17 protein-coding genes and 3 pseudogenes are annotated in these 26,054 nt (G+C 59.2%); 9 read left to right on the top strand and 11 right to left on the bottom strand.

Features of this window, described 5'->3' with window-relative positions; genetic code table 11:
- The first annotated feature begins 198 nt into the window (after nucleotides 1-198).
- Nucleotides 199-1,527 carry a hypothetical protein gene (locus ACFSOZ_RS19130; protein ID WP_379100428.1) on the top strand — a complete coding sequence of 443 codons (1,329 nt, stop codon included), beginning with the start codon at nucleotides 199-201 and terminating at the stop codon, nucleotides 1,525-1,527.
- Between the two features lie 6 nt (nucleotides 1,528-1,533).
- Here the strand turns inward: ACFSOZ_RS19130 and ACFSOZ_RS19135 are convergent, their stop codons facing one another.
- Complete coding sequence (locus ACFSOZ_RS19135) at nucleotides 1,534-3,066, bottom strand: Fic family protein (protein WP_378976427.1); 1,533 nt, start codon at nucleotides 3,064-3,066, stop codon at nucleotides 1,534-1,536.
- A 1,189-nt stretch (nucleotides 3,067-4,255) separates the two neighbouring features.
- Here ACFSOZ_RS19135 and ACFSOZ_RS19140 point away from each other — a divergent pair.
- From ACFSOZ_RS19140 to ACFSOZ_RS19150, 3 genes are all read left to right on the top strand, one after another.
- Nucleotides 4,256-5,146, top strand: a complete 891-nt coding sequence (locus ACFSOZ_RS19140) for a SctD/MshK family protein (RefSeq protein ID WP_379100430.1) — start codon at nucleotides 4,256-4,258, stop codon at nucleotides 5,144-5,146.
- Between the two features lie 291 nt (nucleotides 5,147-5,437).
- The gene (gene sctV / locus ACFSOZ_RS19145) at nucleotides 5,438-7,558 is read left to right on the top strand and encodes a type III secretion system export apparatus subunit SctV (RefSeq protein ID WP_379100431.1); all 2,121 of its coding nucleotides are present in this window, start codon (nucleotides 5,438-5,440) and stop codon (nucleotides 7,556-7,558) included.
- Nucleotides 7,555-8,103: a tetratricopeptide repeat protein gene (locus ACFSOZ_RS19150; protein ID WP_095085194.1), complete on the top strand. Its 549-nt coding sequence runs from the start codon at nucleotides 7,555-7,557 to the stop codon at nucleotides 8,101-8,103. The genes sctV and ACFSOZ_RS19150 overlap by 4 nt, the downstream gene beginning before the upstream one ends.
- A 320-nt stretch (nucleotides 8,104-8,423) precedes the next feature.
- Here ACFSOZ_RS19150 and ACFSOZ_RS19155 read toward each other — a convergent pair.
- The 6 genes from ACFSOZ_RS19155 to ACFSOZ_RS19180 form a co-directional block, all read right to left on the bottom strand.
- Nucleotides 8,424-9,493 (bottom strand): IS630 family transposase gene (locus ACFSOZ_RS19155; RefSeq protein WP_095081613.1). Its coding sequence is split into 2 segments (ribosomal slippage): nucleotides 8,424-9,007 and nucleotides 9,007-9,493, totalling 1,071 coding nucleotides; the frame shifts between segments, so codons are not numbered across the junction.
- 88 nt (nucleotides 9,494-9,581) lie between these two features.
- On the bottom strand, nucleotides 9,582-9,929 hold the full coding sequence (locus tag ACFSOZ_RS19160; protein WP_379100433.1) for a DUF982 domain-containing protein: 348 nt from the start codon (nucleotides 9,927-9,929) through the stop codon (nucleotides 9,582-9,584).
- Between the two features lie 246 nt (nucleotides 9,930-10,175).
- Complete coding sequence (locus ACFSOZ_RS19165) at nucleotides 10,176-10,424, bottom strand: hypothetical protein (RefSeq protein WP_095090155.1); 249 nt, start codon at nucleotides 10,422-10,424, stop codon at nucleotides 10,176-10,178.
- Complete coding sequence (istB, locus tag ACFSOZ_RS19170; RefSeq protein ID WP_095090157.1) at nucleotides 10,421-11,194, bottom strand: IS21-like element helper ATPase IstB; 774 nt, start codon at nucleotides 11,192-11,194, stop codon at nucleotides 10,421-10,423. The genes ACFSOZ_RS19165 and istB overlap by 4 nt, the downstream gene beginning before the upstream one ends.
- A complete protein-coding gene (istA, locus tag ACFSOZ_RS19175; protein WP_379097156.1) occupies nucleotides 11,187-12,686 on the bottom strand; it encodes an IS21 family transposase in 1,500 nt (499 codons plus the stop codon). The genes istB and istA overlap by 8 nt, the downstream gene beginning before the upstream one ends.
- Before the next feature lie 815 nt (nucleotides 12,687-13,501).
- Nucleotides 13,502-13,741 (bottom strand): DUF982 domain-containing protein, encoded by a 240-nt coding sequence (locus ACFSOZ_RS19180; protein WP_379100435.1) that lies wholly within the window; start codon nucleotides 13,739-13,741, stop codon nucleotides 13,502-13,504.
- Between the two features lie 343 nt (nucleotides 13,742-14,084).
- On the opposite strand from ACFSOZ_RS19180, the pseudogene ACFSOZ_RS19185 reads away from it, so the two are divergent.
- Nucleotides 14,085-14,467 (top strand): annotated as a pseudogene (locus tag ACFSOZ_RS19185) (DDE-type integrase/transposase/recombinase); the annotation flags it as partial.
- 184 nt (nucleotides 14,468-14,651) lie between these two features.
- Here the strand turns inward: ACFSOZ_RS19185 and ACFSOZ_RS19190 are convergent.
- The gene (locus ACFSOZ_RS19190) at nucleotides 14,652-18,269 is read right to left on the bottom strand and encodes a Ulp1 family isopeptidase (RefSeq protein WP_379100437.1); all 3,618 of its coding nucleotides are present in this window, start codon (nucleotides 18,267-18,269) and stop codon (nucleotides 14,652-14,654) included.
- Nucleotides 18,270-18,486: 217 nt separating this feature from the next.
- On the opposite strand from ACFSOZ_RS19190, the pseudogene ACFSOZ_RS19195 reads away from it, so the two are divergent.
- Nucleotides 18,487-18,835, top strand: a pseudogene (locus ACFSOZ_RS19195) (DDE-type integrase/transposase/recombinase); the annotation flags it as partial.
- A gap of 110 nt (nucleotides 18,836-18,945) precedes the next feature.
- Here ACFSOZ_RS19195 and ACFSOZ_RS19200 read toward each other — a convergent pair.
- Nucleotides 18,946-19,713: a host specificity protein gene (locus tag ACFSOZ_RS19200; protein ID WP_379100439.1), complete on the bottom strand. Its 768-nt coding sequence runs from the start codon at nucleotides 19,711-19,713 to the stop codon at nucleotides 18,946-18,948.
- Between ACFSOZ_RS19200 and ACFSOZ_RS19205 the strand changes: the two genes are divergently transcribed.
- The gene (locus ACFSOZ_RS19205; RefSeq protein ID WP_143748758.1) at nucleotides 19,712-19,921 is read left to right on the top strand and encodes a hypothetical protein; all 210 of its coding nucleotides are present in this window, start codon (nucleotides 19,712-19,714) and stop codon (nucleotides 19,919-19,921) included. The genes ACFSOZ_RS19200 and ACFSOZ_RS19205 overlap by 2 nt on opposite strands.
- 159 nt (nucleotides 19,922-20,080) lie before the next feature.
- Here the strand turns inward: ACFSOZ_RS19205 and ACFSOZ_RS19210 are convergent.
- Together ACFSOZ_RS19210 and ACFSOZ_RS19215 are read right to left on the bottom strand one after the other, a co-directional pair.
- A pseudogene (locus tag ACFSOZ_RS19210) lies at nucleotides 20,081-20,425 on the bottom strand (class I SAM-dependent methyltransferase); the annotation flags it as partial.
- Nucleotides 20,426-20,446: 21 nt separating this feature from the next.
- Nucleotides 20,447-22,855 carry a hypothetical protein gene (locus ACFSOZ_RS19215; protein ID WP_379100441.1) on the bottom strand — a complete coding sequence of 803 codons (2,409 nt, stop codon included), beginning with the start codon at nucleotides 22,853-22,855 and terminating at the stop codon, nucleotides 20,447-20,449.
- A 1,477-nt stretch (nucleotides 22,856-24,332) separates the two neighbouring features.
- Here ACFSOZ_RS19215 and ACFSOZ_RS19220 point away from each other — a divergent pair.
- Together ACFSOZ_RS19220 and ACFSOZ_RS19225 are read left to right on the top strand one after the other, a co-directional pair.
- Nucleotides 24,333-24,674, top strand: a complete 342-nt coding sequence (locus ACFSOZ_RS19220) for a winged helix-turn-helix domain-containing protein (RefSeq protein ID WP_379100503.1) — start codon at nucleotides 24,333-24,335, stop codon at nucleotides 24,672-24,674.
- Nucleotides 24,675-24,713: 39 nt separating this feature from the next.
- A complete protein-coding gene (locus tag ACFSOZ_RS19225) occupies nucleotides 24,714-26,051 on the top strand; it encodes a serine hydroxymethyltransferase (protein ID WP_379100443.1) in 1,338 nt (445 codons plus the stop codon).
- The last annotated feature ends 3 nt before the right edge of the window (nucleotides 26,052-26,054 follow it).

Below are 26,054 nucleotides of genomic sequence, written 5' to 3' on the forward strand. Positions count from 1 at the left end.
GATGCCGCGACAGCGCAACGTAGCTGCCATGTGCGTCCAACGTCGGCCACAGCCACCGACGTTTCGTGGGAGTTGATACTGGCCCACTGGGATGACCAAACGGAACTGCTTTACATTAGCAGCACTGGGCCGACTGCGTCTGATCAGCTTGCAAAAGCGCTCTGTGGCGATGACACGACACGCATCAGGGATCAGGCAGTGTTTCGTTGCTTCCACGATTTCAACCAGCTGGTCATCCGCAACTTGGGCATGACGCACCGCCAGGGCGGTGGAACGCGCTACTCCATGCTCATGGGGATCGACGTTAGCGACGGTATAGACAGTCTGATGAAGGCGGAGCGCATTCAGAACAACATCTTTGGTTGTGGCTATGAAGACGGCGAGCCGCGTACGTTTGGTTGTTCGATCAAAGGAAAGTTCTGGTCACAGTCCCGCATCCACGATCTCACCGACTGGACTGCGTGGTGTCATCGCCTGGGTGCGCTCCTTGACAACGACACCATCCCGGAGTCAGCGGCGTTCGCGTCTGCCATGCGACCCCGCCTCATTGCTGTACGCCCAGATGCTCACCCGCTGGTGATTCATTGGCCTATGAGCCTTCTGCTGTCCTTCGAGGAGCGAATTGAAATTTCATTCGGCGAGAGTTCTTATCCGTTTGCAGAGTGTGATCTCGCACTCTCGAACACCGCTCGTAGCGGTGCGCTCAAGTTTGACGTGCGCGCGCACGACAAGAAGGCGGAGTTTGAAATCGGCTTCACGGCGACCGACGCGACTTATAGGCAAACATCGGGTCCGCCTTGCCGGATAAAAACGCATCGGCATGACCGGACGATGGCGGAGTCTTTTGCGGACGATGCTCCGCAAATCGACTTTGGCGACGGATCGTTCCTGATCTACTCACATCTCTACGTTCCGCCGAAGGAACTGGACTTAACGCCCATAATGGATAGTGCCATTGTTCCTTGGGACTGGACTGGAACAAACCCGCGCATCGAATCGCAGGGTCCGGAGCGCCGTACGGACTCTGTACAGTACCGCGTCATTCAAGAACTGAAGAAAAGCGATTACGACATCATCTTCGATGACGACGGTACCGGCGAGTTTGCTGACGTTATAGCGATCAAAGTCCGGGAGACATCGGTCGATGTGCTGATGTGCCATTGTAAATATGCTGGTACCGATGCGGGCAAGGCGCGGCTGGACGATCTCTATGAGGTTGCAGGGCAAGCGTTGAAGTCAGTGCAGTTTTGCCACAAGCCAAAACGCTTCCTTCGGAATATGATGAACCGCGAGAAGCGTCGGCTGGAGCGTGGGGAGTCGACACGCTTTGACCGTGGTACGCTGGGGGTCTTGAGAAGGCTGCATGCGAGCTGGAATCAGTATCGCTTCGAATACAAGGTTTGGATCGTGCAGCCAGCAATCTCAAAAGCTGCAGCGACGCAGCCTATTCTCCAGTTGCTTGGCTTCGTGGGAAAGGCGCTGATCGATCATCGCCGCATCCCTCTGACCGTCGTCACCAGAAGCTGACGCTTCTCAGGCGCTTCGATCGGCAGACCAAGTAACCCGCTCGGCCAGAAACGCCGCAAACGGCTTCACATTCATGTTGCCGCTCGCCTCTTCCAGGCCCGCCAGGTACGCCTTGCGGTCTTCCACCCTGACAACAGTCCACGGATAGCCACCGGACGCCAGCATGGCATTCATGAGGAACCGCGCCATACGGCCGTTGCCGTCCGGATAAGGGTGCACATAACCTACAAGCCAGTGCCCCAGCACGGCGCGCACGGAAGCGTCTTTCTCCGTTTCCAGCAAGTCAAACAACTCGTTCATGCCATCGGGAACAGCCTCTGTTCGCGGCGGTACATGCTGCGAACCGCGCAGGTACACCGGGTGGTTCCGATAACCGGCAAGTGCACTCGCCCTGAGTATGCCAGCCGTCACGGACGGCGCGAACAGCTCCCGGTACCACTCCCTGTGTGTATCGCGCGTCAAGGCTCCTGCTGGCGCGCCATCAATGATGGCCGCCACGGACTCTTTGACTTTCTGAAACGCGAGATAGTAGCCGCGCGCGGCGAGCGCATCGCGGTTTTTCCGGTCCGCTTCATCGATCTCCGGATTCCAGCTTCCTTCGCGCACGCGGTCGATGAGCTCGGGCGTCACGCTGTAGCCTTCGATCGACAGCGAGTGATAAGCGTCGCTCTCGTAGATATCCTCCACGAACTTCATGTAAGCGTTCTTGTCGGACGGAAGGCCCGGCGCCTTTGGGAATATCTCTATGATCGCTTCGCGCTGGGATTCCCAGATTGCGCGCAGGCGCGCGACCAGCGGCGGCACACCCGCCGCTATGGTCGTAACCCCGGTCCGACCCGCGAACGGATCGGACTCGCGCACGTCGTACCCGGCCGCTTTGAAGGTTGCCACAATTTCATCAGCGAAGGCATCACGCCCTACGCGGCGGAATGCGCCCGCGAGTCGCCCCGCCACGGCGGAATGGCCGCCATCAAGAAGGAGGGCCAGTACCGTCGATACATCGCGCACGGACGCCATGGCGACCTGCATTTCGATAGGCGCGCGCTGGAAGAATCCTTCCGGTACACGGATAAGCGCGGCCTCAACGGTAAGCACCCGCTGACCGTTCTTCTCCGTCAGCTGTTCCGGCATTTCCTTGACCGCAAGGTCGTAGAGGGAGGTGCCGAACAGCAGGTCGATCCTGTTGTTCTTTCCTTTCGGGGTATTCACCACCACCTGTGGAGGGATGGTCGGCGCTTCCGCATGCAGCAGGAGGGACTGTTCGGGAGACAGGAACCAGTCTTTGCCGAACCGGTCATTGCAGTACAGCGAACAGAATTCCCAGAAGCTTGCGTACCAGGGGGTGGTGTCCTGTTGCTGGGCCTGAGGGCCGGTGGACATGACCCAGCCTTTGATCACATCGCGCAGAAATCCGTTCGCCACCAGCCGCTCCCGGTGGACGCGCGTCAGCTCGTCTGACTTGAATATGCGCCGCCCTTGCTCCTGCAGCTCTTTGAGGATGGCTAGGGGCTCTGCGAGTTTTTCATGGGGCTTGGCCACGGACGTGCCTTTGCAAGTTTTTTGTGTTGTGCTAATACAAGTATATAATGCTGCACCAGCACAAGTCAATGATGCCGTGTAATCGCAAGTTTATTAAGTTGTTGAATCGCAAGTTTATTATGCGAAAAAGATCTAAAATATAATTTCTTCAATGCGTTAGCCTCGCAGGACGCACCCGGCCGACCGCCGAGTCCCTAGAGGCTTTTAAGAGGCCAGCAGATAGCTAAGGCTCCCGAAGCTAAACCTCTACGCCCAATAGGGCTGCCGCCTTGGGATCGTACCGGTAGCCGGTGATGGTCCTGTTCCTGATGCGGTCAACGGCCTCGTCCACACACAAGATCGTGCGCGACCATTCATTTTGCAACAGCGCCGCAGCCGCTTTTTGTTGAGACTGGTCAGCTTCTCGAAAGCTCGCCCTCCTAACGTTTGATGAAATTGATCTTCTACGCCTCGCCGTTAACGGAAACAGATGTGGGAATACCTGATGATAGCAGCAATTGGCGATAGACTTGGATCCTTGGCCCGCACCGGGCATGGACATTCGAATGGACAGTCGCGGCACGCATCCAGCGAGCCCTCTGGTCATAGCAGCGGGCCTTCTGGTCCTACCAGGCCGGGTGGCGAGATCGGTCGAGCGGACAGTCCGACCTTTTCTGGGGATGGCTCGCAAGCTGCATCTGAAAGCGATGCCTTCGAGACGGCTCTCCGTTCTGTTGCGCTAACTATTGTGAACGATGCCATGGCTGATGCCGACGACGCTCTGGCAGACACTGAAGAAGATGCCTGACGTTGGGTGGTCCGCGTCGGGAGGTGCGTGCCGTCGGTGACGGCACAGTTCGAACAGAAGGGAAACGATATGAGTAAAATAGGTACTCTTGGTAGTTTGGGTGGTGCTGGCGCTGCGGCTGGTGCGGACGTAGCTTCCAAAGCCGCTGGGGCTGCCGCATTCCAGCAGCAAATCCAGGAGCTAACGGCGGTTAGCTTGGAGGCTACGGCTAGGAGTATAGAGCTGCGCACTGTTACGACCAACTTGCAGACAATCAAGAAAGCGGCCGACGAACGCGTTCAGTAATCTCGGAAACGGGGTTCTGGAAACCCTCGATCGCTGCCCTGGGTGGCGCGATGTGTGACCGAAATGAGCCGCATGGTAATTGCCATGCGGCTTCTTTCCTGATTCGGGAGATCATCCTTGAATGACGCTGTTTCCCTTCATTTCGAAGTTCTGTCGGGGGTCTATTGCGGGCTGACCGGTAAGCCGACTCTTGAAACGAACTTAATCGGCAGTGGCCTCGACGCCGATATAATCTTCGTCGAGCAAGGACTGGCGCCACATCATTTTCGTATCACTCTTCTTGGGAATTCGATCGAGGTTGAGGCGCTTGCAGGCGGACTCAGCATCGAGGACAATCGGAATATTGCAGCAGGCGAGCGCGTTGTGCTGCCCCTTCCTGTCATCATTCACGCCGGCGCGATGTCCATTCTCTGGTCAGCGCAAGATGCAGCGCCGACTGGTTCGACCGCCAGACCACGCCTCTCGATCCTTATGCTCACCTTGGTGTTACTCGGCTCTCTCGGGATCGGCGCGCTCTCGGCTATGTTCTCCTATTACGGCACTGCTGATGCATTGAACGCCAAGTCGCCAGGTGCCGAACTTGAATTCAAGCTGACCAATAACCGCGCTGATGATCAGGCTACCGTGGCTGTGGCCAAAGACCTGCAAGAGGAAGTCGATAAAGCGGGCCTTCACAATATTATGATCGGCTCCGCGAAGGGCGTCGTGACCGCTGAGGGCACCGTCACGTCAGCATCGATCAGCAGTTGGCAGAGGGTTCAGCAGTGGTTCGATCATCGCACGAACGGCGCTCTCACACTGGTGAATGGAGTGGTTATCAAGGAGGAGAAGGCGCCATCCGCTATCGCGGTTGAAGCAGTTTGGCGTGGGCCCCTTCCGTATCTGATAATCGCTGGCGAGAAGTATTTTGTCGGCGCGCTTTTGGATGATGGCTGGACGGTCGATCGGATCGAGGAGGGTCGTGTGCTGATGAGCCGAAATGGTCGCGTTGCTGCTCTGCCGTATTAAGGGCTTTCAGCTTCGCGGGCCGTATTCAGGAGAACTCCAATGCTCAAGCTATCCCCCTGCTGCGGCTTCTCGCCTATCCGCTCATCCCGGACGGTTTCGGCCATGAGGCACCGATGGTCCTGACCACACTGGATACGCCTAACCGGGGATCCTCGCGCTTTCCTCTGACTCCCTCGCGTGGCGATGCGCTGCGTGGGACCGGCCGCAGGGCCGAGGCGCGCGCGGCCTTCGAAAGCTACGTTTCACTGCGTGGTAGCCCAGTAATTCTCAAACGACCACAAAGGGGCCCACATGCCCAACGTCCTGCGTAACTTCATCGACCGTGCGCCGGCCAACCCCGACTTAATGGTCGCGTTGATGCTGCTGCTGGCGATAGGTATGATGGTCATGCCAATCCCGCTCGTGGTTGTCGACACGCTTATCGGATTCAATTTGGGTTTGGCCATATTGCTGCTGATGGTTGCCCTGTATGTCAGCACGCCGCTTGATTTTTCGTCTTTGCCGGGCGTCATTTTGATTTCCACGGTGTTCCGTCTGGCGCTTACCATCGCAACGACACGACTGATCCTGGCCGAGGGAGAGGCAGGCAGCATCATCCACACGTTCGGCGACTTCGTAATCTCAGGCAATATCTTCGTCGGCTTTGTCATATTTCTGGTCGTGACCATGGTCCAGTTCATGGTCCTCGCGAAGGGTGCCGAACGCGTAGCGGAGGTGGCGGCCCGCTTCACGCTCGACGCTCTGCCGGGCAAGCAAATGGCGGTCGACGCAGAGCTTCGCAACGGCCACATCGATGCCAACGAATCTCGCAGGCGGCGTGCCGCATTGGAGAGGGAAAGCCAACTTTTTGGCGCGATGGATGGCGCGATGAAATTCGTAAAGGGCGACGCCATCGCCGGGCTCGTGGTGATCTGCATCAACATGCTGGGTGGAATTTCCATCGGCCTGCTTTCGAAAGGCATGTCCTTCGGCGAGGTTCTGCAACACTATACTCTACTGACCATAGGTGACGCGTTAATCTCGCAGATTCCGGCCCTGCTGCTTTCAATTACAGCGGCAACCATCGTCACGCGTGTAACGGGGGCCGCGAGGCTCAACCTTGGGACCGACATAGTCAATCAACTCACGGCCAGCAAGCGAGCATTGCGGCTGGCGGCCTGCGTCTTGGTTGCGATGGGGTTTGTTCCCGGTTTCCCTCTGCCCGTCTTTCTTACGTTGGCCGCAGTCCTCGCCGCCGCAAGCATTGCCAAGGGCGATGGGCAGGGCGCCGACAATACCAATGCTACAAGTGCTCACAAACAAACCGTGCCTGCGCAGGCAAGCCCGCTCGCCTTCTTTCTTGCGCCGAGCCTTACGCATGAGATCGACCAAGCCGAATTGGAACAGCACATTGCACGCGTTTCGCAACTCGTCTCAGCTGATCTCGGCATTATCGTTCCGCGCATTCCAGTTGCGGTCGACGAGCAGCTGCCCGAGTCGCAATTTAGAATAGATGTCGAGGGCGTGCCAGTCGAACAGGATTTGATTGATCCGACACTGCTAGAACTCGCAGACGGTCTGGCGAACATTGAACTTAGCGGCATCCCCTTTCGGCATGATCCAGAAGCGGACAGAATCTGGGTCGAACAAGGCCATGCACCGGCTCTCAACGCTGCCGGCATCCGCTATCACCGAGCGAGCGAACTCCTTGCCTCGCGTGTCCATGCGACGTTGACCCGCTATGCACCGCACTTGGTGGGTATCCAAGAGACCCGCGAATTGCTGGGCCGAATGGAGCACGATTATGCTGATCTGGTGAAGGAGGTGCTGCGCACGACGCCTGTTCCCCGGGTTGCCGATGTGCTGCGCCGCCTGCTGGATGAAGGTATCCCTATCCGCAGCACCCGCCTCGTCTTGGAGGCATTGGCCGAATGGAGCGAACGTGAGCAAAACGTCGCGCTGCTCACGGAATATGTTCGCTCCGGCATGAAGCGGCAGATCTGCCACCGCTATGCCAACACACAAGGTATCGTGCCGGCCTTTATTATCGAACGTGAGAGTGAGGATATGGTGCGGAGTGCGGCTCGAGATTCGGCTGCGGGCCCCTACCTCGTGTTAGAGGATCGGCAAAGCGAAGCGCTGCTGTCACAGATGCGCAGCATCTTTTCCAGCACAGCACCGGATCAGACCCGCCCCGTCATATTAACTTCGATGGATGTTCGACGCTTCGTCCGCGGCTTTCTCACCCGAAACGGGATCGATCTGGCTGTGTTGTCTTATCAGGACCTTGCCTCCGACTTCACGATTCAACCCGCCGGATCCGTCAAGCTCCCCCCTGGAACAGAAGGGGAAATGTCGGGGGACTCTCGCAGTATCCGCGTTGCCGCCAACTCAAAGGCACAGCACTCTATGACAGCTGAGAACCAAACATGAATTCACATGAGAATATTGCCACTCCGCCGTTACTTTCATCTCGTCTGCGCTCAGTTCTCTTCTCAGTACTCGCCATTGTTCCGCTCGGAGGTTGCGCTAGCTGGAACAAGCCAGTTCTTTCAGTGAAGGAGACGTCGCCCCCAGAGTTGCTCGGCGCTGATCAGATCGATCCGGCTATACGCGAGCGCATTTTGCGCGCAGTCGGTCAGGATGCGCAAGAGCGGGCTTTGCGGGATGATCTGAAGCAGCATCCGGACAATGTCGATGCGGCAATCCGTCTTACGAAGGTCTTGCTGGCACAGAAACGCCCGAATGAGGCGCTTCAGGTACTCGACAACCTCTTGGTAGCAGCTCCAAGTAATTTGCGGGCGTTGAACGCGAAGGGAGTTGTTCTGGATTTGGAGGGGCGACATGACGCGGCACGAGCGTTATATCGGCAAGCTCTTGAAACAGAGCCAGGGAATCTGATGTTGCGCCACAATCTCAACTTGTCGCTTGGGGTGGACGGGAAGGCCGAAAGGAGTGCGTTGGCACGATCGCGATAGCGCTGCAAAAGGCCCCGGACTGGCACACTGGAAAACGGAATTCCAACCGGGACGTCGTCAGTTGGATGTTTGCCGTTGATGAACAGCACTGGGAACAGAATGTGCCCCTTCAAAAGACGGCCGATCATGCTCTTACGCGCCATTCTAAAGACACAGCTGGGCGTTGGCGCGGGTTGTAGGGTATACCCGGCTGAGTGCTTCTTAGGAATGGCGTTCTTGTGCGTGGGTTGGATATCGCACTTCTGCGATGCGTCTTTTTGTGCGAGAAACCAGCAGCGATGCAACGAAGAAATTCCTGACCGTCCTCGTTATACCAAGAGTCATTGGGTTTGACCGACATGGGCCCATTCTCGCATTCCGATGGATGTGATTGTTTCGGGAGCGGCGAGCAGTTTGTGCCAAGCATCGCACGCGGCGTCGATAATTGCCTCGTAGCTGTCGAAGACGCGGTTTGAGAGCCAGTTCTGCCGCATGTACTGCCAGACATTCTCAACCGGGTTTAATTCGGGCGCACGCGGGGGCAGGAAGATCGGCGTGATGTTGCGCGGCATGTTGAGGTTGGCGGTGGTGTGCCATCCGGCGCGATCCATGATGAGCACGGCATGCGCGCCCTTTTCGACATGGCGGCTGATCTCGTCGATATGGAGTTGCATGGCCTCGGTGTCGGCAAATGGCAGCGCGAGAGCTGCGCCGGTGCCCCGAGCCGGGCAGATGGCGCCGAACAGATATGCGCTCTTGTATCGCTGGTCGGCTGGCTGTCGCGGCCGCGTGCCACGCCTGGCCCACTGCCTTGTGATGCCGTTCTTCTGACCTATCCTGGCTTCATCCTGGAACCAGAGTTCCACCTTCGTACGCGGCGGCAGGTCGCAAAGATGAGCCTTCAGCGTGCGCTGCCAATTTTTTTGAACGCTTCGATGATATGGGCGTCCTGCGCCGGGTGGTGCGGCCGTGCGCTCATATGCGAGAAGCCGAGCTTGTGCAGCAGCTTCCCGACATAGCGGGTATCGTAATCGATGCCGAAACGCTCCTTGATGACGCGCTTGAGGTCGATGCGCCGCCAGCGCACGACGCCGTCGACGGCGCGATCCGACCCCCTCTCCACGATTGCCGCCAGTTCAGCATTCTGTTCAGGCGACAGCCGGCACGGCGGGCCTGACGACCAGTGGTCGACAAGGCCATCGGGGCCGGCCGCGTTGAACCGGTGCACCCAGTCCCGCAGCGTCTGGCGGTCCATGCCGCCAATCCGCCCCGCATCCGCCCGGCTCATCCCGTCCAGTACCGCAGCGATCGACAACAGCCGGCTGCTCTGCCGCACATCCTTCGACCCACGCGCCAGGCGACGCAGTTCCGTCGCCGAATAGTCCGTTCGTAACCTCACCGCTGATCCCATGGCCGAATCTCCTTCGGCAACACGGAATCACGCTTCGGAGATGCTCCAAAATCACAAAAGAGTCAGCACCCGAGACCGTTGGTATTAATCAATCGCTGCGCAGAATCTTTGCTTCGAGTGCAGCAGCCACGAAAGCCCTTCGAGCAGCTGGCGGATGAATTTCACCGCGCAATACCTGCAGACAGGCGTTCATCGCCACCTTCCGTTTCTCGGTCTGACGATGAAGGTCACGCAGTAGGATAGCGGCCGCGTCATTAACATCGAACACCATACGCTCTGAGCCGTGGCAGGTAACCTGGATAACGACCGGCCTCTCAAATCGGCTCAAGCGGGTCATTTCTGCACAAACATGCGGCAATAGCCTTGGTCGCACTTGCTTGCCCAGCCGAACGATTCCCGCCCATTTTCGAGCAGCGATTCCGCGTTCGCCATGCATGAAATCTCGACACATTGCCCTCCCTCGGCGCGCCCATCACCAGCCGCATGGCGCCGAAGCCTAAACTTGTGCTTTCCCGGTGCCCGACTTGCAGGCAGCGAGCCACTGCATTGCGGAGGTTGCATCCTCCAATATGTCGGCCCGTGTTAACGGCTGCGAGAAAGCGCGGACAAATGGTGCCGAGGATTGTGGAGGAGAAAGCGGCCCGATGGGGCCGCTTGGCCCGATGGGGCCGCTTTGTATTTTTTACCAGGAGGGATCGAGAGGATGGGGCTTTTGCCCTGTCTGCTCGTCGCTGGAAGGGTGCTGATCGTCAGGGGCTTGTTGGTGACGGACAAACTGCTGGATGTGGGGAGCGTAACGGCTCCAGATGCAGTCTCGCAGATCGTCGAGGAGTTCGAAGACGGCGGCTGCTTGCTCGGGTGTCCATTCGGCATTGACGATGAACTGGATTCCACGCCCGAGACCGGACGGCTGATGAGGATTTCCGGTCATGCTGCAGGCTCCTTTTCGTCAGCGGGGTGGCTGGTGCGTTGTTGACGCTGCGCCTTCGAGCGCTCGGAGGCTTCCTTGAAGCGGTAAGAATCGCCTTCGATGGGAATGACCTCACAATGGTGCAAAAGGCGATCGACCAGACTGACGACGCAGGCGGCATTGGGGAAGACCTCCGACCATTGCGCGAAGGGCTTGTTGGTGGTGACGATGGTCGAGCGTTTCTCGTATCGGCGGCTGATGAGATCGAACAGCAGATCGGCATGACGGTTGGAATAGGAGAGATATCCGACCTCGTCGATGACCAGGATATCGGGCGCCGCATAGTACTGCAGCTTTCGGCGGAGCATGGAATCGCTGTCGATGGCGGCGAGCTCGCCGAGCATTTCGCTGGCGGTGCGGAAGAGGACCGAATGGCCGGCGACCAGCGCCTGGTAGGCGACGTTAAGAGCGAGCGTGGACTTGCCGACGCCGTTAGGGCCAATAAGGACGATGTTGGCGGCCTCCTTGACGAAGGACAGCGTCATCAGTTCCTCGATGGCGGCGCGATCGATACGACGCGGCCATTTCCAGTCGTAATCGGCCAGTTGCCTGAAGTGGCCAAGCCTGGCGGCGCGCATGCGTCGCCGCAATGAGCGGTCGGAGCGCTCTTCTTCCTCCCATTGAAGCACGGCGGCCAGCCACGGCGCGTCGGCGATTTCGTCCCAGTGGGCGATCAGGCCATTGAGGCGCAGCGCCCTGGCGCGGTTGAACAGGATGCCGGGATTATTCATCGTCGTTGCCTGCGCAAGTGAGTTGATCGTAACGGTCGAGCTTGTGGGGCTGTACGACCGTATCCTTTTTGCGGACATGCTCCGGCAGCCTTGTTTCGACCGGCGGTGGAGCGCCACGCGCGATCCGGCGGCGTTCGAGCGCGACGTGAACCGATCTCGAATGAGAGGCCCCGGCCTGCAAGGCATCTTCGACGGCGGCCTGGAGTTCGGTGGCGCCGTAGAGGTCGAGCAGTTTGAGCATGGCATTGGTGATCGCGCCGATATTGGCGCCGCGCTCGGCGGCGTGGATCATCAGTTTCTGGCAGGCCGGCACGGCGCGCGTCAAACTGTTGAGGCCCCGATGCTGGCGCGCTTCGCGCTTGACGGCGACGAGCGCCTTGAGGTGCCGGGGGTCTTCGATCTGCTGGCCCCGGTCGTAGCTGCGGCGGTGGCTGGCGATCATCGTGGCGGCATCGAATATCCGGACCTGGGCGAGATCGGCGCGCACGGTGAGCGTGCGCCGGACATGAGTATGGGGAACCGAGTAATCGTTCAGGTCGAAGCGGACATAGGGTGTCTTTCCGACCTTCGCGGCGATCTGCTCCTCGATGGGGTACGGGTTGGTGGGCAATGGCAGAAGCATGGGCTGCTCCTGCGCAAACACCTGACGAACCGTCATCGTCCGGTCCTCGGGGCATGGCCGGTCGGCGGCCTGGTTGCGGCACCATTGTTCGGCCTGGGCATTCAGATCGTCGAGGTCCTTGAACTTGCGGGCGATGAAGAAGGCTTCCCGGATGTGGCGAATGGCGCGCTCGACGCGGCCCTTTTCGTTGCCCCGCGCCACGGCGACGGGACGGGGCTCGAAGCGATAATGGCCCGCGAAGGCCAGAAGTGTCGGATGGAACCGGATGGCATCGCCGTGACGCTCAAGCACAGCGCTCTTAAGGTTGTCATAGAGCAGCACCCTGGGCAAACCATTCCAGGCGTTGAACGCACCGGCGTGGCCGCGCAGGAAGTTTTCCATGCGGGCATCAAGAAAGAAGCGCAGATAGATGTCGCGCGAGTAGGACAACACCATGACGAAGGCCATCAGCGGGCGGCGAGCCTTGCCGATTTCGATGTGACCAAAATGCGCCCAGTCGACCTGGCCTTGCTCGCCCGGCAGGGTGCGCAGACGCAGGAACGCTTCCGCAGCCTTGCGCGGACGGTGGAGCGCGATCATATGCCGGAAGTGGGAGGACGAGCCCTTGTAGCCGCGCTCCTGCACCATCCCGTACAGGCGGCTGGCGGTCAGGTCTGGATATGTCTCAAGCGTCCGCTGGACGAACGGCAGATACTGGTCGACCTCGGCGGGACGTATCACCGGCCTGTGGCGGGGCAGACCGGCCTCCTTCAGAACCCGGAAGACCGTCGTATGGTGGCAATGCAATTGCGTTGCGATCGTTCCACAGCGCCACCTCTCAACGTGGTACAGGCGCAGGATCATCGCTTCCTTCTCGGCGGATATGGTCATCGGTTGGGTCTCCATAGTCGTGTTGACGGACATAGGCCCCTCGGCGACGCACGAAGCCGCCGCGAAAGAACGGCGGCAGCCGACAACTGCAGCGCCGGCAGCACGGAGCCGGAGGGATCGATGGCACCGCTTCAGCGGTGACGTCGTCCAGTGCGACGGTGCCGTCGATCAGGGGCGCGTTCAGTCGTGAACCATCCGGCAGACAAGGTGGAGACTGATGCGTCACGTTGTTTTTGCAGCGCTGGCGATATCGGCGGGAGCGGTCGGCGTGGGCAAAGCGGCCCCGGCGGGTGTTCTGGTAGCGCAGCCCCGCCGCACGCAGACTGTCACGGCGGGCTTCATGGGCGCAGTCAGAACCACAGAAGCGCTGACCCCGATCGCAATGCCGGCAAAGCAAGACCTGTGAGCGGCACCGTGCGCAGAGAAAGAAACGACCGGTTTGCATTGCGGCGGCGAACCTCTCGGAACGCCGTCGGGATTGCGGGGAAAAGCTCGACGGAATGCGCCAATGCCATTATGCTGGCGCATACCGTGAACCAGTCGGCATCAGTGCCCGGGGACCTGCAAGTCCCCTCACACGGGCCGTTGGGATAGGACATCGAGTTTACGTGGTAGTGGGTCGATGTCTGATTGCGGCGCTCCGCACATGTAGCATGCGCGGACGCAGCGCGGGATGCGCCTCAGTCGCCCTCCGGGCTCCTGTCGGCGCATCCCGCGCTCTCATCCCCAACCAAATCAGATCATCAGCGTCATTCAGCACCACTCCGAGCCGAATTCCGCATCAATTCCCTCTCGGCGCCATCTATACGCGGTTCTCAACCGCCATCGACAGCCCGTTTCGCAAAGCCGAAAAAGGCATTCCGCGCGGCGCTCACAGGTTTTCGTCCATCGTATGCATCATAGCACGTTCTGAGGGCGGCTTCGTGGATTAGGTCCCTGCGATCTTCTGGCCATTCATTGAGGAAGTCGACAGCGTCGGCTAGACTGGCAATCTCTTGCACGATGTGAGTTGCGCGCTTCACGAAAAGTGGGCTGTTGAAAGCCTCCGCGTTCATCTGTGCCTCCCGACCTCGCGCCATTAGGCCAAAGACTGCACGTTGTCTCGCGCGTGGCTCGACAGTCCGACCCGAATTCCCGAATCCCGGCTGCCGCACGCTTTTGTGACGGACGCTGTTAACACATTTTCTGCAATCGCACTGAGAGCAGTCGCCTTTTTCATGCTGGTCGACATCGGCCGCTCTCTCTCCCGCTTATGCCAATGCCTCCGTAGACCTTATTTCATGCCAACCACGCCGATCTCCAGGCGCTCGATCCCGGTGGTGTTGTCGGAAGTCGGTACAAGATGATGCGTCGAGTTGGAATGATCTGGGATTAGCGGAGCGTGACCGCCAATGGCATGACAGCGTCGAATGCATTTCAGCGCAACAGCGCGACCTGCCGTCGGCCAAACGCTTCTTCAGAAAGGCGCTGGAGCCTCATGGCCAACCGGATTGCGTCGTCATCGACGGTAGCCAGAGCAATCGAGACGGGATCGTTTCCTGCAAGACCACAAATCGCTTGCAGGATCGCTCCTGGAGCCGATCTGGATCCGCCGGAGCCAGTATTTGAAGGATCGAGCAGGACATCGGCACTCCAAGCGCCGCGCCCGGCCGATGCTCGGCTTCAAATCGGCGGCCACCGCCACAACCATTTTATCCGGCATCGAGATGATCCACATGATGCGCAAACGACAGGCGAGGCACAGCTACAGTCCGAACGCTTCGATCGCCGAGCAGTTCGAATCCTGCCTACTGATAGACCTCGCATCAGTGCCTCTCTGCGCCCCTCTTCAGCCGTTGCAACAAGACCCTGCGAGGGCGCTGATTACGCTCCTCGTCGGCGAGAAGCGCTCTGCCAGGCTCTATGAGAGAAGGCCGAGAGGGGACCGCGCCGGGTTGTTGGCCGCGCCCCTCAGCCGTATCGCAATCAGCCCCTGAGACGGTTTTGCAGTGCCCGCCGATCTGCGACGAGGTTGTCGAGGTTCCGCAGGTCTGCTTGCCGTCTTCCCGCCAATCGCCTAACCAGCGCCCGTGTGCCATCCACTGCAAAGACGCCGCAATCATAACCGTTTTTCTGCTGAGCCATGCTGGCGTCTTGTAGGTCGGCGCCCAGCCGTGCTGCGAGCCGTGCTGCAGGTTCATCATTGTGTCCCCGGAGGGAGTCGTAGTGATAGGCGACCGGCCTTTCCTGATTGCGGCGATCAACCAGCAGCAGCGACCAATGGTCGCCTTCGCGAATAGCACTGGCATTGTTCACTGGCAGGAACAGGAAGTCGGCTGTATCGTTACCATTCCGATCATGGACAATGCGATGGAATGCGCGTAGCGCGTCGCTATCGGCGCCGTGGTTAAGCTGAAAGGCGATCAGAGGATCCACGAACCGCGTCCGGGCGGCGAGATCCGGATTAGTCCCACGCAACTCCTGCGCCACGAACTCGTAATCCCGCTGAATATGATCGTCGCCGAGCCATTCTCTGGCTCCGAGCACCCGTCCGCGGTCGTGGGAAGAGGCACTCGTAGCCGAAGCACCGATCTGAGCATCTGGAACCGAGGATGGGCGAGGATGATGGATAAATTGAGCATCGCGGCGCCCTCGCGGCCCCAACGTGATAGAGTAGGTCTCACCGTTGATAGAGACAGGCCGCGGAACCATGCGCGGACTCGGCAACAGCATCTTGTTGTCCAGTACATCGAGCAGGAAGTCCGGAACCGGCTGCGAGCCATGCTGCCAATCCTCGCCGACGAGATATCCGATATCCTCGAGCTCCAGAGGCTCGCCTGATGGCCCGATGAAGAACGGCGGACTGGCGGCCGGACCAGGCACCTGCGCTGACTGAGCGTCGTCACGCGTCTCCTGCGGTGTGGACGGCAGATCAACGAAAGAATGGAGGCCGCGGTAGATCTCTGACGACCGAGCTGGCGCGCCCTCCGGGGTTGGCCGCATACTCGCCTCAGAGTCGGGCGGCACTCGCGGCGACCAGGTCGAGCTCGACACAGCCGTTTCGTGTCGTCCGGCCTGCGGGCCTTCCGGCGTCGGCCACTCATTTAGGTCAAAGTCTGACGGCATCCGCGGCGACCAGGTCGAGCTCGACACAGCCGTTTCGTCTCGTCCGGCCTGCGGGCCTTCCGGCGTCGGCCACTCATTTAGGTCAAAGTCTGACGGCATCCGCGGCGACCAGGTCGAGCTCGACACAGCCGTTTCGTCTCGTCCGGCCTGCGGGCCTTCCGGCGTCGGCCACTCATTTAGGTCAAAGTCTGACGGCATCCGCGGCGACCAGGTCGAGCTCGACACAGCCGTTTCGTGCCGTCCGGCCTGCGGGCCTTCCCGCGTCGGCCACTCATTTAGGTCAAAGTCTGACGGCACTCGCGGCGACCAGGTCGAGCTCGACACAGCCGTTTCGTGCCGTCCGGCCTGCGGGCCTTCCGGCGTCGGCCACTCATTTAGATCAAAGTCTGACGGCAACCGCGGCGACCAGGTCGAGCTCGACACAGCCGTTTCGTGCCGTCCGGCCTGCGGGCCTCCCGGCGTTGGCCACTCACTTGGGTCAAAGCCGGACGGGACGTGCGGCGACCACGATGGGCTCGACCCTGCAAGCCGGGGTTCCCGACTCGGCTGCTCAGGGAAGGCCACACCCAGCGCTCTGTTTGCCTCGACGACTCGTAGGTACTGCCCAAGCTTCTTGAGGTTCAAGCCAGTTCTTCCTGTGGCTTTGGTGAAGTCCCGATAATCTGCGTTCAACGACCGTCGCTGCCGTTCAGTGCCGTTGATTCGGCTTACTATGCTCTCCCTACCCGTACTTTGGAGCCAATCACTAAAGCTACGTTGGTACGAAGCAGTATTCTGGATAGTTTTTTTTCTATTTTGGGACGCCAGGTCGGATCCGAGCTTGCTCAGATCGTCGCTGACCAGGCCATCAATGATGCTGACGTCGTCAGTATAGGCATTTCCTAAGTATTTTCTAAGCTTATCGAACGATGCGGTCCGATTTGTTGTTTTAACGTAGTTCTTGTAATCCGCGTCCAGCGACGCTTTCTGCCGAGAATTGCCGCTGATTCGGCTCATTATACTACCCCTGCTCTCCCTTTGGAGCCAATCGCTAAACGAACGTAGCTTGGAAGCCATGGTTGAGGCGGGGGCCTTCTTTGCGCGAGTCGCGTCGGGTCCCAGATTGGCCCAGGCTTCGTCTTGTAGGCCATCGATGGTGGGGGCGTCCTCCGGATAAGGGTGCAATATTTCGCGCCCCATCAGGCGGGGTCCGGCACCGACTGCTTGGAGCCCCTCAGCTCCGAGCCTCCGGAGGTGAGACAGTGCCGCGTCGAGCCGGTCACGATGGTCCCCACCAGTTGCGGTGTACTCCTCGATGTCGAGGGCTAGTGACTTTGGCTCGTTAAAAGCCCGAGTAGTCAGTGGACCCTTGTTCTCTTTTAGGAGCCAACGAGCAAACGCCCTAAGAGCCTGCACATTGCTCTTGATGGTAGGCGCGGGAACCCTTCCGGCCCTTCGACCGCTGCCGCCATTGTAGGCTTTGACTGCTTCCTCGAACTGTCGGATCATCCGCTTGTCCTGGGGATGCATCGGTTGGTCTTGCGTGTCCACCCACGCGGGGGCGGATATGGGATTTCCGGCCCGGAAACGCTGGAGCACGTCCAATGCTCCACCCAAATGATTCCTGCTATTGGCGCTCGCCACTTTCGCAAAGTCATCCTTTTTGGCTTTCAGCAGATCAGCGTCGCCAAGTAGCTTTTCCAGTGTCACGCCTTCGGGTTGAAGGAATTCGCTAAACATTCTGAGAGCGGTCACGTAGTTATCAATGGTTTTAGGCTTGCGGTTCTCGCCGACCAACGCCACCTTGAATTCTTCAATGAGGCTCAGGTCCGCATCGGACTGGCGGCTCCGCTTGGCAAAATCCATGCGAGGCTCTGAATGGATCACGTACGAGAGTGAGCCGCCGGACGACTTTTCGTGACGACTGCCCCCGAAGGCTTTGCCGAGCCCTGATTTAATACGAGAAAACAGTCCACGGCTCTTGCTATCCTTCGTCCGCGCCGCAAGCCGCGCTTCCGATGGTGCTGTGTAGCGCGTGCTACTGAATGGCCTGTCACGCAAGTCAGACTGCGAGGCCTTCGCAGCCGAGCCAAGGTGAACGCGAGGAATATCGACGCTGTACCGTGTACTGCTGACCGAATTGTCCAGTAGGCTGGAATGCGGCGGCATCCGCATCGAACCGCCGACGTTAGTGCGCTGGATACTTCCATGCGCCACTGCGGATCGAGTGTCGGGCGAACCAGCATCCCCGGAGCTCTCGTCAGGGGAACTGAGCTGCAAGTCGCTCAATTGCCGCTCAAAGCTCGCTTGGCCAGCAGGCTTATTGTCCGACTTTTGCCTCGCCCGCTGCTGCTCTTGCAAGGCAGCGTACTGGTGCATCCAAGCGTTGGTATTGAATGGATCGTGATTGGATTCCATGCCACTCTCCTTGATGAGATAGAACTGCCGCGTCAGATGGGATAGAATTGCCGCTTCGAAGACCTTGCGATGGTCAAACATCCATGTCTTAGCAGCGCTAGCTTTCGACGAGCTGACCACCTCCTACGGGGGCCTGTCGCGACGATCCGGGTAGCCGACAATTCGCAGATCGGCCATGCCGCCTTCAGACTTTGTAAGCCTTGTGAAGTCCGAAGAGACGCGCAAGCTGGTCGATTTGGTCGTCGACAGGGATACGTTGCAACGTTTTGTTACTCGTGAGCGGCAAGGCCGATCACATCACAAGACCATCCACCGCTTGACCGCTCGTTTCGCGCCGCTATTGCTGGAGCGCTTCCACCGCAGCAAGCGCAGCGTGACCGGCAAATGGCATGTCGACGAGATCTCCACCAAGGTCCGTGGCCAGCGGATGTATCTCTATCGCGCCATCGACAATGTCGGCGATACCGGCGAATTCTATTTCGGCGAGCAGCGCTGGAGCGTCGTGGCCGACCGGACCGCATCGACATCGACGGTAGCCAGACCAATCGGGAGGCGATCGTTTCCTGCGACACCACAATCGCTTGCAGGATCGCTCCCGGCGCCGGCTGAAGCCGATCCGGATCGGCCGGAGCCAGTGTTTGACGGATGTATGGACAAGGGCCGTTCTGCTCCAATGTCCTGGGGGTGCTCTGTCCTGGGGGGTGCTCTCGAGCGCACAAAAAGGACAAAGCAACCACCGGTGATTCGCTCTCTTTCATTACCGATCCTGGTTCAAATTGAGATTTTTCAAATACCAAGACGGGTCATCATCGGACGAGTTTGTCTCAAAGCTTGCTTCGCTGGAATTGGCCCCAATGCTTACTTCGCTATCGGCATCATAGCCCTCGGCATTGGACAGATATAGAGGAGGTTTGTCAGCCCGCTGCCATTCACCGTCACTATTCTTCGCCCATTTTTCGGGATGCTGTGTAGGATCAAGTATCCACCGATTGTCACCCACGTGAACAAAGCCCATTTGGTCTAGGCGGGCTTCATTTTCCGTCGCGGCAGGTCGTGACATGACCAGCGCCTGATTGCCGTCGAGCCGAAGTTGATGTTCAAGCAAAATATCGCCTGCATTGTCGGCTAGCGGATGAGTAACCCGAAGGTCTACGACGGATGTGATCCGATCTTTCCCAGGAAACTGTTCCCGCCACGATTCTCCTTCGATGCTAAATCCGCCTTCTGTTCTTAAGATCCCAACGCTTTTTTTGCCTAGCTGATAACTAAAGTATCGCGCCTCTTCCGTATCATCGTGGGTACCACCGCAGAGCCTTGCAACCATTACCGTGCGCGCGGCTTTTGAGGACACGAAATCCGTGTACTCTTGCGGATTGTCCGCGATTTGTTTGATTTCATCGCCGTAAAATTCCCTCACTTTCCTACCGAATGAAGACCTGTCGATCTCGACGATAGGAGGCTGGGAAACGAGCGCGTATGGCCGTGCGGGCGCTGAAGACGAACTAGCATGGAGATCAGGCGCCATGCTTGCAATTGTTTCCCCAAAGCTATCACTGTCGTTAGACGGCGTTGTTTCGTTAGCTTCGCAGGCGCTTGTAGATGAGCCACTGATTCGACTGTACATGGCAATTCGTTTCCCTTTTTGGCATGAATCTTTGGAAGTGAGCTTGGGGCGTTGGGTTGCGCTCGAAAAGATACTCGAACGAGCTGACAGTGAGCTGATCCGCACGTAAGAGTCGTTGCCGCGCGGCGACGCGCTGTTTGATCTGCACGTTCTCATCCAATTCCTGGGCCTTCAGCATCTCGCGCAGCGCATCGCGGAGCGGAACAGCTTGCGGATTGATGCTGGCGCGCTTATCGGGAATGCTGCCGGCTCGATGCCGGCATCAGCCTCGGAAACTATCTTCGGGCAGTCGAACGGCAACGACGAGATTGGTCGACCTCGCAATACGCTCTCGCGCTCGGCTATCGATCTTGTCCATGATGTCGAATACGTCATGAACACTGCGAACCCGCCCGGCTTCAAGAGATCGATCGAGCGCGATGCAGTAGTCATGAAGACGCAAACCCATCGAGCGATAGGCGCGCTCGCATCGTACCGCGCGATCGTATAAGGGCGGACCAATGGGGATCGAAACTCGCCGGCAGCTTGGTGCGGGCGAAGTCGCCGGTGAGGATGCGCGCGGCTGCCGCAGCCGGACGACGCGTGCGATCACCGGATCGAGCTCGATCCCGGTGGCACCGCGAGAGGTCCCCACCTATATCCAGCGTCGAGCAGCCCGCACCGACCGGTGCTCCGCCTCGGCAAGCGGGTGGCGTGGCTGGCCGCCAGGCACTGTGGTCAACAAGGACTTACAGAACGCAGGGGTGAGCTTGCCGCGGTGGATCACGACGTTCTCGTGACCGATCGCAGCCCGGGCGTCCTGCCACTGCCGATTGTGGCCGCGCTGCTCATTGGACTTGACGTGGCAAGCGGCGAAGTCGGCGTCATCCAGCATCGCCAACTGCCCTGCAAATACCGGTTGCTGTGTATGGATGTGCACCCACATCGGCCTCGGCATTGCACCATTGCGCAGCGCCTTGGGCTGCAGCCTGATCTCGAACAGTGTCCCTGGCTCGTCCCTCAACGCGCGTGGTCGATCGGCAGGCGTCAACTCGTTGGCCTCCCGCAAGTGTTCAAGGTACTTTTGTGACGGAAAGGCGTAGGTCTTCATGCATTCGATCGAAGTAGAGGCCTTTTCCTCGGTCAAAGCCTTGGCCAGTCCCCGCGCTTCGGACAACATCCCCTTGAGCTGGACTGTTTTGTCGTGCACTTCGACCACTTGCGCAGGCGTGAATAGGCCGCGCCGACGAGGTTCCTCCAACGCAGCCAGACAGGCCTGCATCTCGGTGGCCTGCGTCTGCAGGCGCTCGACCACGGTGTCCACGGCGTGGTCGGAGTCCTCGGGTTTCATCTGGCGCGCTCGCGAGACGGTCCGTTGCTGACTAGCCAGATCGAACTGCAAAAGTTCGTCCAACCGCGTGAGTCGTCCCGTCAGGGCCGCCCTCGACGCCGGGGTCTGCCAGATCGCCAAATGTGCAGCCGCCGACGACGCACTTGCATGCGCCTCCTTTGCGCTCACGAGCTTCTTCGTACCTAGATCCGAGCGCACGAGAACCTTGGTTGCTGGCGCCGTGACGCTGCCGCCGGCAGCCACTTGCGGCCGCCCGGTAGCCGAGCTGCCGGCGCCAGCGGCCTGCTTGCTCTTGCCTTTCCCCTTCCTGCGCGATGCAGAGCCTTCGGCCACTGCAGCCTTGCCGTCGGCCGGTATCGCAGCGCCGGCGTCAGCCCACGGTGTAATGACGGCTGAGGTATTCGGCTGCAGTGCCAGCAAGTGCATAACCTCGTGCGCAGTGATCCAAGCGTCGTCCACGATCTGGCCCAACAGTTGCAATGGGAGGTCGGCACCTGTTCGGCCATCGCTTAGCTTGGCAACGATGTCGTCTTGCAACGCCAATGCAAATTCCGAAAGCCGCTCCATGACGCCTTCCAGAACGGCACAGTGCTCTGCGTCGAGTGGGCGCCCATTGCTCTTCAGAACAGCGTCGGACGTAGAGAGGAATGCCGGAAAAACGTCACCGACGAAGGTTCCCAGCAGACGCACCCGTCCCTTCTCATCCATGAGGATGTCCCTCACGGCTGGTTCGAACGTGCTCGCCAGCGGCTCAATCTTGACCTGCGCGAGAGAGATCCGCGATTGCACCAGCGTGACCTTGTTATTCACTAGCCAGCCGGTGTGCAGCCGCAGGGCGGCCTCTTCGACCTGTCGGATCTCGGTAGTTGCACTTGGTAAGTTGACAGTGGCCGCGCAGACGGACCGCATCCGTTCGCAGCGCCATGTCTTCTTTTCCCACCACTCCATGCTGAGCACATGGGGCTGCGCTAGACTGGAAACCGATCGGCTCAGCTGGTCGCCGGTAGCGCTGGCTTGGAGCCCCCTGAGCAGGGCGGTCGTACGCTCCTTGCTCTGTTCCAAGGCGTAGATAGTCGGTCTGCCCAGTTGGTCGCATTGGTCCGCCGCATCGAGCACAGTGGAGCGGACTTGACGCGCTTCATCGTCGGACAGAATGCTCCGCGCCACAGCCTGTGGCAGGCTCGCGTAGTAGTCCAGAACTGCTGAGCCTGCATTGACCACCCGATCGATCAGCTCTTGCGCCTCCTCCAGGTTCCGGGCCTTCATGGCCGCATTGCGGCAAGCCTCCAGTTCCTCCTGCAGGCCGTCCACTCGTTGCTTTGCCGCGTTGATTTCTTCGCCTCTCAAGGAAATGGGGACTGCCACATCCCAGGCTGGCGGCTGGCTGGCTCCAGCCTCGGACATTGAAGGATAACCGCGGCGGCGCGCAGTGACAGCCCGCCTCGTAGTGGCTGAATGTGGGCTTCGATGCGCGCCAACGGAGGGACCGGAAGGCCCATCGCCAAGGACATCATCGGCACCGGGCGGAACGCGAGCGAAGGATGTGCCGCTATCTTGAGGTCCAGAGCGCATTTGCTCTACGACGGAATCGAACGATTGGCTGCCTTCCCCAGGGGCAAGATTTGATTGCGAGCGTGAACTGCTCGATGCCCATGTGCTGTCGGTTCCAGCATTGCCCATGCGCGATCTTCCGGGTCGGCCAATGCCCGTCATATTCCATCTCCGATGGTGTTGGGGCTGATCTCGGTCAGCCGTGGTGTTTCAGAACTTCGGCGTATAAGTGCGATCGCCCAGATGAAACGTGGCATGAGGTGTGAAGACCAGCAGCATGGCCGTCGACCGTCGCGGTCAGCCCGGGGCCGGACGGCGCGGCCTACATCCTGGCCAAGCTCACCTTAGCAGTAGCGGCCAGGACTCGCAGCGATCGCCTCATGCCGCACGTCGACGCGATCTGGCGTCGCAGATCTTCTGGAAACATGCCAGGATCGAGCCCGTCAGACCAAACCACGAAAGCCAAAATCTGACATGCTTTCCTTCCTCCAATTGTTGCCCAAGGCTCCTATTAGGAGGTCTAACTTTCGAGAAGCTGACGACTCCAAGAGCCAATGATGGCGACATTGATTGACCCTATGGGCGGTGCATCCTGCGTCCGAGCATCCCTGCCCGGCAGGATCAGCAGAGCTTGCGAGTACTGCGCAGGATTCACAGGTCTGAACGCGAAAGGCGACAAGGGGAGCAGCTCTCGCTCGGTTGCGAGTTCGCCTTCTCTTGCTGGTACCTTTTCTTGCCCGGCACCGCCTAAAACGCCCCTGCGGTTCAGGCCGGCGCGACCCAAACTATTGCTTTATGGTCGTCGTCCCAAAACCACTGCGGTCTTTGGCGGATATGCATTAGCCAATAAAAAACCGGCCTCAGCGTGCTTCTGATGCCGGCCATTCAGGTCTTGGGATCGTCGCACCCGATTTCCAGGGAAACCGAGTTGGTTCGATCCGACGCTGACCCGTAGTTGGAGGGCTGGGGGTTTACGAGCCGGTGCCGGACCGAACCGTCTCAGGCAACGCCGACTGTCTCGTTGGAGATTGAGGCGGCGGCGCAGCTAAATTCCGGCGACAATGCGTCAAAGCATCACCAATTCCAACAGCCACTTCGCAAACGTGACTGGATGTTTCCGAAATAGCGGTGCCGGCTCTCGTAGCCGGCCTTGGTGCCGAGCGAAGGGGCGAGCATGCCGGATCACGGTGGCGGGACGCAGGACGCAAACCATCCGCAATATTGATCCGTCTGCATGAGCCGGCCACGCGCGCGCCGCGATTATAGCCGTGCGCTTCGGCCAGCGCGAACTCGACCAGATCCTCAGGCCTACGAACGTATGGGAGCAGTCGTTGCAACAAATCCTTCAAAGAAATTCGTAGAGTCTTTGCAACTCCACCCCCCCGCGAATGGTACGCATGTCACATGATGGAAGTGGGGATCAAATCATGGTGCTGCATGCTCTCCGAGGGCCGAACAGCATGCATCTCGGTTTTGAAGGCAGGTCAATAAAAGCCCCCACCTTGGTTGCGGCCCAACGTGTAAACCTTGGTCCAAGAAGCTATTGGTTTCGGAAGCTGTAGCATCTTCGGAGACGCCAAATGACGAAGTCAGCAGGACCAGTGCCGCAATTTTTGATGTGGCTTGATGCTTACCAATGATGACACTAGTCAATCGCCTGAGGACGGCAGCGCATCTTGATCGACTTCGAATCCTTGGCCTTTGCGCACACGCGAGCCTAACGGTTTGCGAGCTAGCGAAAGTTCTGGGGTTGCGGCGCGAGCTTGTTGGACGACACGTCCGGCGGCTCGCCAAGGCTGACTTTCTTTGCTGCAACGAACAACGTCGGGGGTATTCGTACCACCTCAAAGCGGGAGGCAGGGACGGCGGGCTGGTTCAATTGTTGATTGATCTCCTGCCCCACGACGATGGCTATCATAAACGAGACCTGCAACGCCTCGAAGAGATACGAGATGCGCGGTCCAAGGAGACCGCCTGCTAGCCGTGAGAAGGATCAATCCAATTGGAACGGGAAACTGCCATGGGAAATTCCGCTGCCAGTGCAAGCGCGCCGCTCGACACCTACGGACGGTCTCCCCTGGCCGCGGTTGATTCCCGCGTTCACGAACTGCTTCAAAAACAGGTGCGGCAGGAGCGTACGACGCTCAAACTCATCGCATCGGAGAACTTTGCCTCCTCGGCGGTGCTGGAAGCGACCGGCTCGATTTCCACCAACAAATACGCTGAAGGGTACCCTGGTGCGCGCTATTACACGGGAAACGAGATCGTCGATGAGCTGGAGAACCTCGCTATCGAGCGCCTGAAGGCGCTATTCGGCTGTGAGCACGCTAACGTCCAGCCTTATTCCGGCTCGCCGGCCAACCAGGCCATCTATCGAGCACTTTTGAGCCCCGGGGATAAGGTCATGGGCTTGCCCCTCCCCGAGGGAGGCCATCTCACGCATGGTTGGTCGGTCAACTTCTCCGGCAGTGATTATCAACGCGTCCCCTATGGCCTGCACGAAAACACGCAGCAAATTGATTATGACGGCTTGCGCGACACGGCCAAACGGGAACGGCCGAAACTCATTTGGGTCGGCGCAACTGCTTATCCGCGTGTCTTTGACTACGCGGCAATGGCCGAGATCGCTTTGGAGGTGAACTCCTATCTGGCGGCCGACATCGCACACATCAGTGGCCTGATTGTCGCCGGAGCCCACCCGAATCCTGTCGGCCATTGCGACGTCGTCGGCAGCACGTCCCACAAGTCGATACGCGGTCCACGCGGTGGGTTCATTTTGTCAAGGAATGAAGACCGCCATCAGGCGCTCCATCATCCGAAGAACAAACACAATCTCGCCAAACGCATAGATCGCGCGGTGTTCCCTCTCCTGCAAGGCGGGCCCCATATCAATATCATCGCCGGGCTAGCTGTCGCTTTGGAGGAAGCCTCTCACCCGGCTTTCCGTGTCTACGGTCAGCAGATCGTCAAGAATGCCAAGGCTCTGGCCGAGGCGCTTCTGGAGCGAGGTTATGAGCTGGTCACCGGCGGGACCGACAATCACATGCTGATCCTTGATCTTCGGGATCGACCATTGTCAGGCAAAGCCTATGCCGAGCGACTGGCAAAGGCGGGCATCATTACGAACTTCAATATGGTGCCGGGCGACCCGCGAGACCCGGCGGTCACAAGTGGTATCCGCTTAGGCACACCAGCAGTGACGTCCATGGGCATGCGCCAGGGAGAAATGGTGCAGATCGCCGCTTTCATCGACCTGATCTGCCGCGAGCCCGCCGACCCAGATGTTCATGCCTCGGTGCGAAAAGACGTTGCCGACTTCTGCGCTGCCTTCGATGTCCCTGGTATCACCGACCGATAAGAC

The sequence above is a fragment of the Mesorhizobium newzealandense genome, from assembly GCF_042682145.1.
In the GTDB taxonomy this organism is placed as follows: Bacteria; Pseudomonadota; Alphaproteobacteria; order Rhizobiales; family Rhizobiaceae; genus Mesorhizobium; species Mesorhizobium newzealandense.

Excerpts from the sequence above, each read along its gene's own strand:
- sctV (WP_379100431.1), top strand. The coding sequence starts at position 5,438 with ATGCCCAACGTCCTGCGTAACTTCATCGACCGTGCGCCGGCCAACCCC.
- ACFSOZ_RS19150 (WP_095085194.1), top strand. The coding sequence starts at position 7,555 with ATGAATTCACATGAGAATATTGCCACTCCGCCGTTACTTTCATCTCGT.
- ACFSOZ_RS19160 (WP_379100433.1), bottom strand. The coding sequence starts at position 9,929 with ATGCATGGCGAACGCGGAATCGCTGCTCGAAAATGGGCGGGAATCGTT.
- ACFSOZ_RS19165 (WP_095090155.1), bottom strand. The coding sequence starts at position 10,424 with ATGACCGGAAATCCTCATCAGCCGTCCGGTCTCGGGCGTGGAATCCAG.
- istB (WP_095090157.1), bottom strand. The coding sequence starts at position 11,194 with ATGAATAATCCCGGCATCCTGTTCAACCGCGCCAGGGCGCTGCGCCTC.
- istA (WP_379097156.1), bottom strand. The coding sequence starts at position 12,686 with ATGACCATATCCGCCGAGAAGGAAGCGATGATCCTGCGCCTGTACCAC.
- ACFSOZ_RS19180 (WP_379100435.1), bottom strand. The coding sequence starts at position 13,741 with ATGAACGCGGAGGCTTTCAACAGCCCACTTTTCGTGAAGCGCGCAACT.
- ACFSOZ_RS19190 (WP_379100437.1), bottom strand. The coding sequence starts at position 18,269 with ATGTTTGACCATCGCAAGGTCTTCGAAGCGGCAATTCTATCCCATCTG.
- ACFSOZ_RS19205 (WP_143748758.1), top strand. The coding sequence starts at position 19,712 with ATGCTTGCAATTGTTTCCCCAAAGCTATCACTGTCGTTAGACGGCGTT.
- ACFSOZ_RS19200 (WP_379100439.1), bottom strand. The coding sequence starts at position 19,713 with ATGGCGCCTGATCTCCATGCTAGTTCGTCTTCAGCGCCCGCACGGCCA.
- ACFSOZ_RS19215 (WP_379100441.1), bottom strand. The coding sequence starts at position 22,855 with ATGACGGGCATTGGCCGACCCGGAAGATCGCGCATGGGCAATGCTGGA.
- ACFSOZ_RS19220 (WP_379100503.1), top strand. The coding sequence starts at position 24,333 with ATGACACTAGTCAATCGCCTGAGGACGGCAGCGCATCTTGATCGACTT.
- ACFSOZ_RS19225 (WP_379100443.1), top strand. The coding sequence starts at position 24,714 with ATGGGAAATTCCGCTGCCAGTGCAAGCGCGCCGCTCGACACCTACGGA.